This is a genomic window from Pseudarthrobacter sp. NBSH8 (assembly GCF_014217545.1).
GTDB lineage: Bacteria > Actinomycetota > Actinomycetes > Actinomycetales > Micrococcaceae > Arthrobacter.
On record NZ_CP043178.1, the window covers coordinates 3,464,020 to 3,477,772 of the forward strand.

Here is a 13,753-nt window from a genome sequence, read left to right on the forward strand (position 1 = left end):
CCCGTCATTGCCCCGGTTTTTCGGCCTCCGGTGGAATAGGTGCGTCACTGCGGCGAACTGTACCCTGATGAAGCTCAAGAGCGCTTGTCACAAGCGCGAAGTGACTGAAGGCCTGGGGCGTATTGCCCAACTGCCGGCCGGCCCGGACACCCCATTCCTCGCTGAGAAGACCCACATCGTTGCGCAGTTCCAGGAGGCGTTCGAAGAGTTCGGTGGACTCCTCGGTGCGTCCCGCGCCCAGCAGGGCCTCCACCAACCAGAACGAGCACGCCAGGAACACTCCCTCGCCTCCCGGGAGGCCGTCGTCGCTGTCGGCGGGACGGTAGCGCAACACAAAACCGTCTTCGGTCAGCTCCCGCTGGATGGCGTCAATGGTCCCCAGCACGCGGGGATCATCCGGCGGCAGGAAGCCCACCCGGGGGATCAGCAGGAGGCTGGCGTCAAGTTCAGGCCTCCCGTACGACTGCACGAAGGTGTTGCGGGCAGGGTCGAAGCCGTTGGCCATGACGTCCCGGTGGATGTTGCCGCGCAGTGCCTCCCAGCGTTCCACGGGGCCGGGCAGACCGAAATCACGGACGCCCTTGACCATCCGGTCCGCGGCCACCCAGGCCATCACCTTCGAATGCGTGAAATGGCGCCGCGGCCCGCGCATCTCCCAGAGTCCGTTGTCCGGCTGGTCCCAGATGGTCTCCAGATGCTGCATCAGGGCCACCTGAACGTCCCAGGATTCATCCGCGTGTTTGAGCAGGGAGGTCCTGGTCAGCGCAAGGCAATCGAGCACCTCCCCCCAGACGTCCAGCTGAAGCTGCTCCGCGGCGCCGTTCCCGGTCCGTACCGGTTTCGAATTCTCGTACCCGGCAAGCCATGGCAGTTCTATCTCCGGAAGCCTGCGTTCGCCGTGGATGCCGTACATGATCTGCAGGTCGGCCGGATCGCCTGCCACAGCGCGGAGCAGCCAATCGCGCCAAGCAGCGGCCTCGCCGGTGTAGCCGGCGGCGAGCAGGGCCTGCAAGGTCATAGCGGCGTCCCGCAGCCAACAATAGCGGTAGTCCCAGTTGCGGGGGCCGCCGAGCTGTTCCGGCAGGGACGTGGTGACGGCGGCCACGATGCCTCCGGTGGGGGCGTAAGTCAGCGCTTTCAGTGTCACCAGCGAACGGACCACGGCGTCCTGGTACTTTCCTTGCACTGTGCACTGGGACGCCCAGCCGCGCCAGTAGGCCAAAGTGGTGCGCAGCACTTTCTCGGCATCTACGTTGTGCGGGCGGGGAACATGGCTGGGCGCCCACGTCAGGACAAAGGGAACGCGCTGCCCCGCGTGGACGGTGAAGTCGCTGACGGAGTGCATATTCTCGCCGAGAAGGGGGGCCTCGGTGACAAAGTAGACGGAGTCGGGCCCGGCGACAGCATGCAGGCCGTGCTTGTCGCGGCGCACCCAGGGGATGATGTGCCCGTAATCGAACCTCAGCGCCAGTTCGCCATGCATTCTCACGCTTCCGCTTACGCCCTCCACGATCCGCACGATGTCCGCCACTTCATCGCGCGGCGGCATGAAGTCAATAACCCTGACAGTGCCGTCTGCGGTCTCCCATTCCGTTTCCAGGACCAGGGTCCCCTCCCGGTAACTTCGCCTGGTGCACGTGCCGCCGCCCGCCGGCGCCAGAAGCCAGCGTCCTGCCTCCGGCGTATCCAGGAGGGCGTTAAAACATGCCGGGGAGTCGAAGCGCGGCAGGCAAAGCCAGTCGATGGAGCCCTCGGTGCTGACGAGGGCGCCGGTGTGGAGATCGCCAACAACTGCATAGTCTTCGATGAGCGCCATTCCCATACCCTGCCACAAGGACGGTCCCCTCCCGGGAAAGCGGTCAATGAAAGCGCAAAGTACAGCGGTGTAGCCTGAAGCGACGGCCGGTCCACACACACCGGAGGCATCATGGATCATCCTTCATCCCTGCGGGTCAGCTGACGGTGGCTGTACATATCGGCACGTCCGGCTGGAGCTACGACCACTGGGAGAACGTGCTCTACCCGCCTGGCCCCCCGGCCCGCGACAGGCTGCAGCACTACGTTTCCCGGTTCGGCACCGTTGAGTTGAACGCCAGCTTTTACCGGTGGCCCCGGGAAACCTCCTTCGCCAGCTGGCGGCGCAGGCTCCCGGAAGGGTTCGCGATGTCCGTCAAAGCTCCGCGCGGCCTGACGCACGGCAAAAGACTTTACGGACCTGAAGTCTGGACGGAGCGTATTGCCCGCTGCTGGCACGAGCTGGGCGGCAAACGGGCTGTCCTGTTGGTTCAACTGCCTCCACAGCTGGAACGCGATGATGCCCGGCTGGATTACTTTCTCGCCGCCCTCCCGTGGTGGATCCGGGTGACCGTGGAATTCCGGCATCCCAGCTGGGACCATCCGGCGGTGTACGCCCTGCTGGAACGGCACCAGGCCGCTTACTGCATCATGAGCGGCGCCGATCTGCCGTGTATCCTCCGCGCCACAGCGCCCTTCGTCTACCTCCGTCTTCACGGCCCTGACCATCAGTACCTGTACGGCGGTTCCTACTCCGATACGGACCTGCAGTGGTGGGCGGACCGGATCCGCGAATGGTCCGCGGCCGGCAAGGACGTTTATGCCTATTTCAATAACGACGGCGGCGGGAACGCCGTGCGGAACGCCGGCACCCTCCGCCGACTCCTTGGTGAGGGCTGAGTGAGGCTGACGTCACGCACGACGGCGGGACCGCCCAACGTGCCCGGCGCGTGGCTGCGCTGTGGCAGAGTGGAGGCATGGACAGGGCTCCTCAGAATTCACCGCAGAACACTCCGCAGAACACTCCGCATTCCGCACCACTGTCCGGCACCCAGCTTTTCCGCCTGGCGCACCGGATCTCAGACGTCGTCAACGGCGTCCGCGTCCGGCTCGCCAAGCGCTGGAATTTCACGCCACAGACCATTGCGTACCAGGGCTACGGTTCTTCCGGATGGGTACGCGTGCTGGGCCGCGTCATGCTCACCAGCATTCCTGTACCAGGCAGCAAGGCCGAGCACGCAGCCCGAAACGGCACGCAAAACGTCCGCGGCTGGCGGGCCTTCACCAGCGTCCCGGTGCAGTTGGTCGAGGTGGAAATCACCATCGGCGGGGTCACCACCCGGGTCCGGGCAGACCGGGGCGGCCTCGTCGACACAGTGGTGGACGTGCAGCTCCCGCCCGGCTGGCACACCGCCATCCTGCGGGCCGACGGGACCGAACCCGTGGAGACGCTGATCCAAGTGATTGATGCCGAGGCCAAGTTCGGCATTGTGTCGGACATCGACGACACCGTCATGGTCACCGCCCTGCCCCGGCCGTTCCTGGCACTGTGGAACACGTTTGTCCTCAGCGAACGGGCCCGGATGGCCACGCCGGGGATGGCCGTCCTGCTGGACCGCCTCACACTTGAACACCCGGACGCGCCGGTCATCTATCTGTCCACGGGTCCGTGGAATGCCGCCCCCACCCTGGCCCGGTTCCTGAGCCGGAACATGTATCCCTCCGGCGCCCTCCTGCTCACCGACTGGGGCCTGACCCAGGACCGCTGGTTCCGCAGCGGGCAGGAGCACAAGCACCGCAACCTGGAGCGGCTCGCGAAGGAATTTCCGGATATGCGCTGGCTCCTGATCGGCGACAACGGCCAGCACGACGAGCAGATTTATTCAGGCTTTGCCCAGGAAAACGCCGACAAAGTAGCCGCCATCGCCATCCGGCAGCTCTCCGTCAGCGAGTCCGTCTTCGCCGGCGGGCACTCCGAGGACGGCGACCACACCACCTCGGTGGTGCCCTGGATCTATTCGCCGGACGGCGCCGGGATGGCCAAACAGCTCAAGGTCCTGGACCTTCTCTAGGCCCGCCACCCCGCCGGTCTGAGCGGCGCACCCGAGGTGGTCACACCGTCGTCGGAAATTACCGCTGTTCGGGAAGTACGGCGGTGTCCGTTTCCTCACTGGCCGCCTGCGCGACGGCGGTGCCGGCCGCCGCGGCAAGGTTCCGCTCCTCGATGAGCTCCTGAAGCCAGAAGTAGGACGCCTTCGGCGTGCGCTCAAGGGTCTCGAAATCAACATGCAGCAGGCCGAACGGCTGTTTGTAGCCTGCCGACCATTCAAAATTGTCCATGAGTGACCACACGTAGTAGCCGCGGAGGTCTATGCCCTCCGCTTCGCCGCCGGGAGCCGTGGCCTTCAGCGCCGACTCGATGTGGTCCGACAGGTATTTCAGCCGCCGCTCATCCGGAATGAAGGTGGTGTTGGTGGACTTGTCGCGGACGATGATGTCCTCAAAACTGGCCCCGCCCTCGGTGATGATCACCGGTGGCAGATGCGGGTAACGCTCCGCCATTTCCCTCAGAGCCACCCCCATGTACTCGGGCTTCACCGGCCAGCCGTAGGCGGTGACATCCGCTTCGGGCCAGGCCTCCACGTGGAACGGCGTGGAGCCGTTTCCGGCCGAACTCAGGTCGCTGCCCATGGCCTCCGCCATGGTGGCCGGCACCGCCCCGTCGCCGGGACCGACGGCTACCTTGGTGGGCATGTAGTAATTCAGTCCGTAGAAATCCAGCGGCTGCGAGATGATCTCCATGTCCTCGTCCGGATGCTCGAAGGAGCCGAAGAACTTCGCGGCGCGGATGATATCCGGATATTGGCCCGTGAGAACTGGGTCCGCGTACAGCCGGTTCTGTGCAATGTCCATCAGGCCGGCGCTGATCCGGTCCAGGGGGTTGATGGAGTTCGGGACCATGGGCGAGTACACGTTGGTCATCCCGATCTCGCCCGGGACCCCCGCCGCCCGCAATGCCTGCAGCGCGAGCCCATGGCCCAGAAGCTGGTGGTGCACGGTGGGCAACGCCTTGAGCATAAGGGCTTCGCCCGGCGAGTGCAGGCCCATGGTGTAGCCGTTGGTGCTGACTGTGGCGGGCTCGTTGATGGTGACCCAACGGGCAACACGGTCGCCGTACGCAGCAGCGGCAATCGCGGCGAACTCGCCGAGACGATGGGCGGTATCGCGATTCATCCAGCCGCCGGCGTCGTCCAATGCCAGCGGAGTGTCCCAGTGATAGAGGGTGACCATGGGCGAAATACCGTTGGCCAGGAGCTCGTCCAGGAGCCGGTCGTAGAAGTCCAGCCCGGCAGAGTTCACCGGGCCGCTGCCGTTGGGCTGGATCCGCGGCCAGGACAGCGAGAACCGGTACGAGTCGACGCCCAGCTGCTTCATGAGGGCAACATCGCCGGGCATGCGGTGATAGTGGTCGCAGGCCACAGCCGGGCTGTGGCCATCCACGATGGCGCCTTCCTTGGCCGAAAACACGTCCCAGCCCGCCGGGCCCCTGCCATCCTCGGTGAGCGCGCCCTCGATCTGGAAGGCCGCCGAGGCCACTCCCAACGTGAAGTCCGCCGGGATGATGGCGGCCAGGTCCCTAGCGGAAATGTGCATGGATTCAGTCCTTCGTGACCGAGAAAGCGTGGAACGGGTACGTCCCAGAATGACATACGGCCGGGCTGCTGACGAGCGTCACTGCTAGGGACTGTTCCCCAGTTTCCACTGACCCAGCCCGACGACACCAAACGTTGCCGTAGGACCTGATACGCAGCGCCAGGCGGTGGCCATGGGGCTCTGGCTCTTCAGCTTCGAAGGACACAGGCTGGCGGTCTTCCAGCGCGACGCGGACCCGCGGACCGGGCGTCAAACGGCCACCTTGGAAGTGCTGGCCACCGGTCCGGGAACAGCCAACGAGTTCCTGGCCGACTTCCGTGTCCGGATGGACAACCACAGCGTCCTCAAGGGCCAGGTCATCTCCCTGGTCATGTCCGAATATGGGCCGAACACGGCCGGAGTGACGTTCCTCCACCGCCCCAGCCTCCCGGCGTCGGACGTCATCAGGCCCGACGGCCTGCTGCCGAAGGTCGCGCCGGTGTCCGATTCACATCTGGCTGCAGCCGTGGAGGACCTGATGGCCGACGCCGAAACCCTCACCCGCAGCCTGCTGGGCAGCGGCACGGACGCGGCCGGCTCATTGTGAGCCGAAGAGGAACTCCTTGGCGTGCGCCACGGCCTTCCGGAAGGCATCGTTCCGGAGCGTGACGAGCTGCTCCGCGTCGCCTTCTGCCGGCTCCAGATAGCCGGTGTATCCGGGCCGCAGCACCCAGACGTCGCCGGCGGGCGGAAGATAGAACACCCCAAACGACCGCTGCTGCCCGTCCTCGGCGGTCCATACGGGAACCACTGCCAAGGCCGCGCCGGTGGCAGGGTTGATCCATTGGGCCCGGGGCACCGGTTCTTCGTGGGCTTCGGGGTCCAGGAACGGCGCAGTGCCCTTGCCCCAGCGCTGTTCGAAGCGTTCGTGGAAGGCAGGAATCAGGTGGGAGTCGTAGCGGCGCCAGTCGCTCATTGGTTTGTCCGCCTCCTCGCGGTGATGGCTGTCGTCTTAGGTTTTATGCCCACGGCCCGCTTTCCCAGCGCACCGGCGTGATCCTGATGGTGTTGCCGGCCGGGACGAACCGGTTGCTGACCTTCCGGACCGGGATGACGGTCGGGGTGCCACCCGGCGCACTTGTTCTGTTGCGGCTCCGGCCGAAGGCCGCGCGCCGCGCCGGGTCTCCGAGCACAGCGTAGGCCTGCATGATCCGCAGCAGCTCTCCATCATCGACGTCGCGGTCACCCGCTGGGCTGCCGTCGATGTCGGGGTGGTGGGTGCGCATCAGCGCCCGGTAGGCACGGGAAATCTCCTGCTGGCTGGCATCGGGTTTCACCCTCAGGGCGGCGTAGTAGTCCGGCTGGCTGGTCATTGCGGTACTTCCCGGGCGATCTTACGGCGACGGCGCCGGGGTACCGGCTGCAACCGGTGCCCCGGCGGTCCGGGCCTACTTACCGATCTCGTGCAGGGACCCCTGCTTGTTTTCGATCTCGATCCTGCGCGGCTTAGCCTGCTCCGACACCGGGATGCGCAGCGTTAGAACACCTTGGTCGTAGCTGGCCGTGATGTTGTCCGCATCAAGGGTGTCACCCAGGATCAGCTGGCGGCTGAACACTCCGCGCGGCCGCTCTGAGGCCACCAGTTCCACATTGGGCTGCGTGGGATCCTGGCGCTCCGCCCGGACAGTCAGTACGTTGCGTTCAACGTTGAGGTCCACAGAATCGATCTTGACGCCCGGGAGGTCGAACGCCACCACGAACTCGCCGTCTTCCTGCCAGGCGTCCATAGGCATGGCCGCCGGCCGGGCGGCGGTTCCGAGGACCTGCTGGGCGAGCCGGTCCAGCTCACGGAACGGGTCCGTACGCATCAACATCATTTCTCACTCCTTCAGTTTGAGATGTTGAATCCAGTTCATCTACCCACCCTCAGTTATCTGTGTTGGTGGATATAGATTTTTTATAGCACTCGTGCGAGACTGATGCAACATCACGGGAGGGAATTTTGGAGTGGACGCGGTCGGTGGAACACCAGGACGGAAACCGGGTCCTCGGGCCGGGCAGGCACTGTATGCCATCTCTGTGGCGGCAAAGCTGGCAGGGACCGGGCAGCAGAACATCAGACTCTACGAGACCAAAGGCCTGATCCTGCCGGAGCGAACGGCCGGGGGCACGCGTCAGTACAGTGATGCGGATGTCGCCCTGCTCCTGCACATCGGGGAACTCCTGCATCAGGGGCTCAATCTTGCCGGCATCGCCAAAGTATTGGAGCTCGAGGTAGCGAACGCCGAACTACGCCTCGCCCTCAGACGGGCCGGGTCGCGACCGGACGCGTAGCGGCTACGGTCCCGGCGTCGCTCAGGCCCTGCTCCCGCCAGCCGGTAGGACTCCGCCAGCAGTTCGCCGAGTTCCTCGGTGCCGATACGGGCCAGCCGGACCAGCACCAGCTGCGGCGACCGCTCGTGGTGCCGGGTCCAGAAGTACGTCTCGGGTTCCGTGCCGGCCAGCGCCTCCCGCTCGGTGGTCTTCACCGTCAGCACCCCGTCTTCCCACATGCGTGCCATCAGCGTCTTCGCGAACCAGGCGGGCTGGTCCCAGCTGCTGCGCTCGGTGACACCGGGCAGTGCCAGGCAGATGCTCCGCACATCATCCTCGGTTGCCATCGCGGCTAATCTCCCGGTGTGTCCGCTTTGGAGAGCTCGCCCGTGATCCGTTCGCCGGGGATTCGGGCGGTCCGCCACGTATCCAGGGCGATGACGGCACCGAGGATCAGGAGCGAGAGCGTAATCGAGGCAAGGGCGTCGCTGAACCAGTGGTAGCCGAGGTACAGGCGGCTCACAGCGGCGAGAACTATGCCGATGCCCGCACCAACGAAGCCGAGGGCTGCCGACGTCGGGTTTTCCCGCCGCGAGAAGACGAGGAACGTGGTCACCAGCAGGAAGTCGCAGGCACCCAGGACGTGGCCGGACGGGAACGAGAAGGTGTGGTCGGCGCCGAACAGCATCAGGTCCACGGGCGGCCGCGAGCGCTGGACGATCGCCAGGATGATCTGCGATATCACGACGCCGGTGAGCATGGCGGCGGCGAGCATAATGGGCCGCCAGGCGTGCTTCGCCGCGAACCCCCAGACCACCGTCACCACCAGCACGATGACGGGCAGGGCGACGGGACCGAAGACTACGGCGAGGAAAATCATCACGGCAGTGAGGGCCTCGGACCGGAGCGAGAGCAGCCAGTTGCGGATGGATTCGTCGGGACCCCACGGGCCGGTATTGCTCTGCAGGACGCCCATCAGCGTAACGACGAACAGCAGGGCCCCCACGGCCATAAGGACCACCGCAGTCCGGTACAGAGCCATGCGCGCGGCCGGTTCCATAAAGCGTTCCTCCACCACGAACTTGTCATGGAAGGTTCGCCAAAGACTGTTCTTGCGTGCCTGTTCTGCCACTGTGTTTCCGTCCGTGCGCCGTTGAGGAGTCCTGAGGTGAAGATTATCCCTTCTGCCCGGCGTTGGGCCCACTCAGCCCGGCCGTTTGCCGTGCCGCCGGGCATGTCAGCCTGCCGGGGTAGCCTGACTCAGTGGGTGTGATGAATGAGTTGATCAACAGGCAGTGCGTGGATACACTCGCCGGAATCCTGGCCGTGGCCGCTCCGGGAACGGATTGGCCGCACGTTGCTGCCGCCGCTGCGCACTTGGACGGGTTGAGCCTTCGCGGCCGTACGGATGCGGTCAGCAGGGCGCTGCTGGCGGACGTGCGGGAGCTTCCAGATCCGGGATATCCGACGGCGGCGCGCACCTTCCGGAGCGCCCTTTCCAAGGCCGGTTTCTCGGGGTGGATCCTCTGGCCAGTGTCCGAGGCCGCCGTCACGCTGGCGCTTGAAACACGTGACGGGTTGAAATCCCGCCACGACTTTGACGACTGCCTGGCCCTCTTGGCCGAACTGACCCCGAGGCTCACCGGCGAGTTCGCCATCCGCCGGCTGCTGGCCGCTGACCTGGAGCGTTCCATGCAGATTATCCAGGGCTGGACCGGGCATCCGGACGAGCATGTCCGGCGGCTGGCCAGCGAGGGGACGCGGCCGTACCTCCCCTGGGCGGTGCGGGTACCCGCCGTCGTGCTCCATCCGGAGGCGTCCCTCCCGATTCTGGACGCCCTGTACCGGGACCCTTCGGAGTACGTGCGGCGGTCGGTGGCGAACCACCTCAACGATGTGGCGCGGCACGCGCCAGCCCTGGTAGTGGCGACGGCGGCTCGCTGGCTATCCGCGCCGGACGCCAACACCGCATGGGTGGTCAGGCATGGCCTGCGGACTTTGATCAAGAAGGCCCACCCCGGTGCGCTCGCGCTGCAGGGGTTCGCGCCGGCGTCGGTGGCTGTCTCGGGTCCCCGGCTGGACCGGGACTCGGTGGCCATGCCGGGTGAACTGGCTTTCGACTTCGCAATCGCCAACACCGGTAACTGCGATGCCCGGCTAGCCATTGACTATGTGGTCCATTACGTCAAAGCCAACGGCACGCAATCGGCCAAGGTCTTCAAGCTTGCGGCGCTCACCCTCGCCGCCGGTGAGACCCGCACACTCTCGAAGCGTCACGCCTTCCGGCAGATGACCACCCGCGTGCACCACGCGGGGGTCCATGCCCTTGAGTTGCAAATCAACGGGATCCGGCACGGACATACGGAGTTCGAGCTGCACCTCTGAGGTGGGAGGCACTGCGGGTACCTGTATCAACAGCCACTCCCACGCATGCGGAATGTGCGGTTGGCTAGTAAGGGAACACCCGGGCTCCGGCCCCTGACGAAGTGCTGAGGAAACGAAAATGCGAGCAACCATCATGTATGGCGCCGGCGACGTGCGCGTGGAGAACGTGCCTGACCCCGTCATCCAGAATCCGACCGACGCCATCGTGCGGATCGTCAATTCCTGTATCTGCGGCTCCGACCTGCACCCTTACCACGGCATGCCCGCGTCCAGGCAGGGCAGCCCCATGGGCCACGAGTTCATCGGCGTTGTCGAGGAAACGGGCAAGGACGTCTCCACCCTGGAGAAGGGGGACTTCGTCATCGCCCCGTTCGCCTGGTCCGACGGGACCTGCGATTTCTGCCGTGAAGGCCTACAGACCTCCTGCCGCCACGGCGGGTTCTGGGCCGCCGGCGGGATCGGCGGCGCCCAGGCCGAGGCCGTCCGCGTGCCTTTCGCCGATGGCACCCTGGTCAAGGCCCCGGTGGGCGAGGACAGCGAGCTGCTTCCGTCCCTACTGACCCTTTCCGACGTCTACGGCACCGGCTACCACGCCGCCATCAAGGCGGGCGTCAACGCCCGGACCACTGTCACGGTCATCGGTGACGGCGCCGTCGGGCTGATGGCGGTGCTGTCCGCCAAGCAGCTCGGCGCCGAACAGATCATCCTGATGGGCCGGCATAAGGCCCGCACTGACCTGGGCCTCGAATACGGCGCCACTGACGTGGTCGCCGAACGTGGTGAGGCCGGCATCGAGAGGGTGCGCGAGCTCAGCGGCGGCGACGGAACCCACACCGTTCTTGAGTGCGTGGGGCACCGCCCGGCGTACGACCAGGCCCTCGGCGTCATCCGCCCGGGCGGCGTCATCAGCCGCGTGGGAGTGCCCCAGTACGAGGACGCCCCGATCGGTTTCGGCTCCATGTTCGGCCCGAACATCACGCTCACCGGCGGCCCCGCCCCGGTCCGCGCCTACATCGAGACGCTCCTGCCCGGCGTCCTTGACGGCACCGTCAACCCGGGCAAGGTGTTCGACCGGACCATCAATCTGAACGAGGTCCCCGACGGCTACCGCGCAATGGATTCCCGCGAGGCCCTGAAGGTCCTGGTCCGTCCGTAGCGCCACCCTCGAAAGCAAAACAACCATGGCTACCTGGACAGGCATCCGCAGTAAGGCCGCAGCGCGGCGTTACTGCGGGTGTTTGGCTGTTGCTCCTGGTTCGGCCACCACATCATCGTGCGTGGCAGCCCAGGAGGCCAAAAGCTGCAACGCATCAGCCGTCGGCGAACCCGCAGGTGCCGTGTAAACATTCAGCACCAGGCCCGGCTCACTGGGCAGCTCCATGGACTGGTAGTTCAGGTCAAGGTCACCCACTACCGGGTGATGCAACCGCTTGAGCCCGCTGCGGTGGAAGACAACATCCCGGGAAGCCCAACGATCTCTGAACAGCTCGCTCTGCGTCGACAGCTCGCCGACGAGACGGATCAGCTCGGGGTCGTGCGGATGGCGGCCTGCTTCTAGCCGGAGCATGGCCGCGGCATCGTTGACGATCTGATCGTAGTCACGCCAGAACTCCCGGGCCGCCGGGTCAAGGTAGGTAAAGCGGGTGGTGTTCACAGGCCGGTGCGCGCTTTGGAAAACGGGCGAGTAAAGGGCCCGCCCCATCCGGTTGGCAGCCAGGATGTCGTGGCGGCCGTTGCGAACCCACGCCGGCGCGTCAGCCATCGCGTCGAGCACCTGCTGGACCTCGGGCCGGACCGTACTGGAAGGTTTACTGCCGCTCCTGCGGACCGGACCGGCGGCGCGGGCGAGGTCAAAAAGATGCTCCCGCTCGGCTTCGTCCAGCTTCAGCGTGCGCGCGAGAGCATCCAGAACGCTTTCCGGCGCCCCGGCCAAGCCCCGGCTGCTACCGCTGGGTGGTTCCGCTGGCGGTGGCGCCCAGCATGGCGAGCTCGGCCCGGCTGGGCAGGCCCTCCCAGTCGCCGGCAGTGCTGACGGCGAAGGCTCCCATAACGGAGCCGCGTTGCAGGCGGCCGGCAACGTCCTCGCCATCGAGCAGGGCAGAGAGGTAGCCGGCGGTGAACGCGTCCCCCGCGCCCACGGTATCGATGCTGGTCACTGCTACGGCGGGAGCCTCGAACCGTCCGGAGGCGGTGTGGACGCCGGCGCCGGCGGCACCCCGCTTGACCACCACTTCCCCGACCCCCTGCTCCAGCAACGAGGCAGCGAGGACTGTTTCGGCGTCGTCGTTCGCCGAAGAATCGGAGCCGCTCAAGGCGGCGGAGGCAACCAGGTCCAGTTCGTCGTCGGACGCTATCAGGATGCTGGCGTGCCGTGCGATGGGTCCCAGCACGGCGCGGGCTTCGTTCCGGGTCCAGAGCCGGCCGCGGTAGTTGACGTCGAGAGAGACCACCACGCCGTCGGCTGCGGCGCGCTCGGCGGCGTATTCAAACGCCTTCCGGGCTTCCGGGCTGAGGGCGGCGGTGATGCCTGTCAGGTGCAGGACGCGCGGGCCGGCCGCGAGGGCACTGTCCACGTCGTCCCGGCTGACGGTGGAACCGGCCGAACCGGCGCGGTAGTAGAAGGCCCGGGTGACGTCGGCGGTCCGCTGTTCGAGGAACATCACGCCCGTGCTGCGGGACGGATCCACCCGGCACTCGGTCCCGATGCCCTCGGAGCGCAGTTGCCGCAGGATGTATTCGCCGTGCGGATCGGCGCCAACTGCACCGGCCCACGTGACGCTGTGGCCCAGCCGGGCGACCCCTACAGCGACGTTCGATTCGGCGCCGGCCACGTGCATGGCCAGGCTGCCGCCGGCGGACAGCGGCCCGGCGGACCGCAGCGACACCATGGATTCGCCGAACGTCAGAAGGTCGACGGCGGCACTCACCGCACGCCCGCTGCGGCGGTCGCTGCGGCAGCCCGGCGGGCAAAGGAGTCCGCCAGGTCCACAAACGCTCGGGCACGCCCGCGCATCGGGGCGAGGTCGCCGCCGGAGCCGGCGTCGCCAAACAGCGGCCCGCCGAGCCCGACAGCGATCGCGCCGGCTTCCCAGTACCCCGCGGCCTCGTCCAGGCCTACTCCGCCCACCGCGATGAACGGGATACCGGGGAAGGGATCGCGCAGCGCCTTGAGGTAACCCGGGCCACCGATGGAGGCGGGGAACAGCTTGATGGCCGTGGCACCGCGGTTCATCGCTTCGTAGGCCTCGCTGGGCGTCAGGGCCCCGGCCAGGACCGGGATTCCCTGCCGCGCCGATTCTGCGATCGAGTCGGCCAGCGACGGTGTGACCATAAACTGGCCGCCCGCCTCGGCGACGTTGTCCACGTCCTGCACGGTCAGGACGGTTCCGCCGCCGACGTAGCAGCCGGCCGGTGCGGCAGCGCGGACTTCGCGGATGGCCTCCAGCGCGCCCGGTGTGGTCAGGGCGATTTCGACGAAGCGGAACCCTTCCGCCATGGCGGCGAGGGCGGCCTGCGCCGCGGCCGGCCCGTCGGTGCCGCGCACGATTCCCACGAGCCTTGACTCCCGGATTCCGGCCAGCAGGCCTGTGGCAGTGCTGTCAGAAATGTCCGTGCTGTCAGTCATGTT

Annotated in this window: 16 protein-coding genes; 6 read left to right on the forward strand and 10 right to left on the reverse strand. The window is 66.5% G+C overall.

The annotated features are described in order from the left end of the window. Positions 1-4: 4 nt before the first annotated feature. Positions 5-1,816, reverse strand: coding sequence for a glycoside hydrolase family 15 protein (locus tag FYJ92_RS16035; RefSeq protein ID WP_185261579.1), 1,812 nt, complete (start codon positions 1,814-1,816; stop codon positions 5-7). A 146-nt stretch (positions 1,817-1,962) separates the two neighbouring features. Between FYJ92_RS16035 and FYJ92_RS16040 the strand changes: the two genes are divergently transcribed. Continuing rightward, positions 1,963-2,694, forward strand: coding sequence for a DUF72 domain-containing protein (locus FYJ92_RS16040; RefSeq protein WP_185261580.1), 732 nt, complete (start codon positions 1,963-1,965; stop codon positions 2,692-2,694). Positions 2,695-2,771: 77 nt separating this feature from the next. Continuing rightward, a complete protein-coding gene (locus tag FYJ92_RS16045; protein ID WP_185261581.1) occupies positions 2,772-3,866 on the forward strand; it encodes an App1 family protein in 1,095 nt (364 codons plus the stop codon). Between the two features lie 58 nt (positions 3,867-3,924). Here FYJ92_RS16045 and FYJ92_RS16050 read toward each other — a convergent pair whose 3' ends face one another. Further along, positions 3,925-5,448 carry a glycoside hydrolase family 1 protein gene (locus tag FYJ92_RS16050; protein WP_185261582.1) on the reverse strand — a complete coding sequence of 508 codons (1,524 nt, stop codon included), beginning with the start codon at positions 5,446-5,448 and terminating at the stop codon, positions 3,925-3,927. 172 nt (positions 5,449-5,620) lie between these two features. On the opposite strand from FYJ92_RS16050, the gene FYJ92_RS16055 reads away from it, so the two are divergent. Beyond that, positions 5,621-6,034, forward strand: coding sequence for a hypothetical protein (locus tag FYJ92_RS16055; RefSeq protein ID WP_185261583.1), 414 nt, complete (start codon positions 5,621-5,623; stop codon positions 6,032-6,034). Here FYJ92_RS16055 and FYJ92_RS16060 read toward each other — a convergent pair. From FYJ92_RS16060 to FYJ92_RS16070, 3 genes are all read right to left on the reverse strand, one after another. Continuing rightward, positions 6,026-6,403 carry a hypothetical protein gene (locus FYJ92_RS16060; RefSeq protein WP_185261584.1) on the reverse strand — a complete coding sequence of 126 codons (378 nt, stop codon included), beginning with the start codon at positions 6,401-6,403 and terminating at the stop codon, positions 6,026-6,028. The two genes, FYJ92_RS16055 and FYJ92_RS16060, sit on opposite strands and share 9 nt — an antisense overlap. A 43-nt stretch (positions 6,404-6,446) precedes the next feature. After that, positions 6,447-6,800, reverse strand: coding sequence for a J domain-containing protein (locus tag FYJ92_RS16065; RefSeq protein WP_185261585.1), 354 nt, complete (start codon positions 6,798-6,800; stop codon positions 6,447-6,449). A 75-nt stretch (positions 6,801-6,875) separates the two neighbouring features. Next, positions 6,876-7,301, reverse strand: a complete 426-nt coding sequence (locus tag FYJ92_RS16070; RefSeq protein ID WP_185263842.1) for an Hsp20/alpha crystallin family protein — start codon at positions 7,299-7,301, stop codon at positions 6,876-6,878. A gap of 205 nt (positions 7,302-7,506) precedes the next feature. On the opposite strand from FYJ92_RS16070, the gene FYJ92_RS16075 reads away from it, so the two are divergent. Next, positions 7,507-7,761, forward strand: coding sequence for a MerR family transcriptional regulator (locus FYJ92_RS16075; protein WP_370526022.1), 255 nt, complete (start codon positions 7,507-7,509; stop codon positions 7,759-7,761). On the opposite strand, the gene FYJ92_RS16080 is transcribed toward FYJ92_RS16075, so the two are convergent. Both FYJ92_RS16080 and FYJ92_RS16085 read right to left on the reverse strand, forming a co-directional pair. Beyond that, a complete protein-coding gene (locus FYJ92_RS16080; protein WP_185261587.1) occupies positions 7,656-8,087 on the reverse strand; it encodes an MmcQ/YjbR family DNA-binding protein in 432 nt (143 codons plus the stop codon). The two genes, FYJ92_RS16075 and FYJ92_RS16080, sit on opposite strands and share 106 nt — an antisense overlap. A gap of 5 nt (positions 8,088-8,092) precedes the next feature. After that, positions 8,093-8,872: a phosphatase PAP2 family protein gene (locus tag FYJ92_RS16085; protein ID WP_255482161.1), complete on the reverse strand. Its 780-nt coding sequence runs from the start codon at positions 8,870-8,872 to the stop codon at positions 8,093-8,095. A gap of 167 nt (positions 8,873-9,039) precedes the next feature. Here FYJ92_RS16085 and FYJ92_RS16090 point away from each other — a divergent pair, with 167 nt between their 5' ends. Then, complete coding sequence (locus FYJ92_RS16090) at positions 9,040-10,125, forward strand: DNA alkylation repair protein (protein WP_255482162.1); 1,086 nt, start codon at positions 9,040-9,042, stop codon at positions 10,123-10,125. 118 nt (positions 10,126-10,243) lie between these two features. Then, on the forward strand, positions 10,244-11,281 hold the full coding sequence (locus tag FYJ92_RS16095; RefSeq protein ID WP_185261589.1) for an alcohol dehydrogenase catalytic domain-containing protein: 1,038 nt from the start codon (positions 10,244-10,246) through the stop codon (positions 11,279-11,281). A 69-nt stretch (positions 11,282-11,350) separates the two neighbouring features. Here FYJ92_RS16095 and FYJ92_RS16100 read toward each other — a convergent pair whose 3' ends face one another. Genes FYJ92_RS16100 through FYJ92_RS16110 form a run of 3 tightly spaced genes read right to left on the reverse strand, consistent with a single transcriptional unit; the run spans position 11,351 to position 13,750 of the window. Next, positions 11,351-12,058 (reverse strand): transcriptional regulator, encoded by a 708-nt coding sequence (locus FYJ92_RS16100; RefSeq protein WP_255482163.1) that lies wholly within the window; start codon positions 12,056-12,058, stop codon positions 11,351-11,353. Positions 12,059-12,068: 10 nt separating this feature from the next. After that, the gene (locus FYJ92_RS16105; protein WP_255482164.1) at positions 12,069-13,052 is read right to left on the reverse strand and encodes a sugar kinase; all 984 of its coding nucleotides are present in this window, start codon (positions 13,050-13,052) and stop codon (positions 12,069-12,071) included. After that, positions 13,049-13,750: a bifunctional 4-hydroxy-2-oxoglutarate aldolase/2-dehydro-3-deoxy-phosphogluconate aldolase gene (locus FYJ92_RS16110; protein WP_185261591.1), complete on the reverse strand. Its 702-nt coding sequence runs from the start codon at positions 13,748-13,750 to the stop codon at positions 13,049-13,051. The genes FYJ92_RS16105 and FYJ92_RS16110 overlap by 4 nt, the downstream gene beginning before the upstream one ends. Positions 13,751-13,753 lie beyond the last annotated feature (3 nt).

Excerpts from the sequence above, each read along its gene's own strand:
- FYJ92_RS16035 (WP_185261579.1), bottom strand. The coding sequence starts at position 1,816 with ATGGCGCTCATCGAAGACTATGCAGTTGTTGGCGATCTCCACACCGGC.
- FYJ92_RS16045 (WP_185261581.1), top strand. The coding sequence starts at position 2,772 with ATGGACAGGGCTCCTCAGAATTCACCGCAGAACACTCCGCAGAACACT.
- FYJ92_RS16050 (WP_185261582.1), bottom strand. The coding sequence starts at position 5,448 with ATGCACATTTCCGCTAGGGACCTGGCCGCCATCATCCCGGCGGACTTC.
- FYJ92_RS16055 (WP_185261583.1), top strand. The coding sequence starts at position 5,621 with ATGGGGCTCTGGCTCTTCAGCTTCGAAGGACACAGGCTGGCGGTCTTC.
- FYJ92_RS16060 (WP_185261584.1), bottom strand. The coding sequence starts at position 6,403 with ATGAGCGACTGGCGCCGCTACGACTCCCACCTGATTCCTGCCTTCCAC.
- FYJ92_RS16065 (WP_185261585.1), bottom strand. The coding sequence starts at position 6,800 with ATGACCAGCCAGCCGGACTACTACGCCGCCCTGAGGGTGAAACCCGAT.
- FYJ92_RS16070 (WP_185263842.1), bottom strand. The coding sequence starts at position 7,301 with ATGTTGATGCGTACGGACCCGTTCCGTGAGCTGGACCGGCTCGCCCAG.
- FYJ92_RS16080 (WP_185261587.1), bottom strand. The coding sequence starts at position 8,087 with ATGGCAACCGAGGATGATGTGCGGAGCATCTGCCTGGCACTGCCCGGT.
- FYJ92_RS16095 (WP_185261589.1), top strand. The coding sequence starts at position 10,244 with ATGCGAGCAACCATCATGTATGGCGCCGGCGACGTGCGCGTGGAGAAC.
- FYJ92_RS16110 (WP_185261591.1), bottom strand. The coding sequence starts at position 13,750 with ATGACTGACAGCACGGACATTTCTGACAGCACTGCCACAGGCCTGCTG.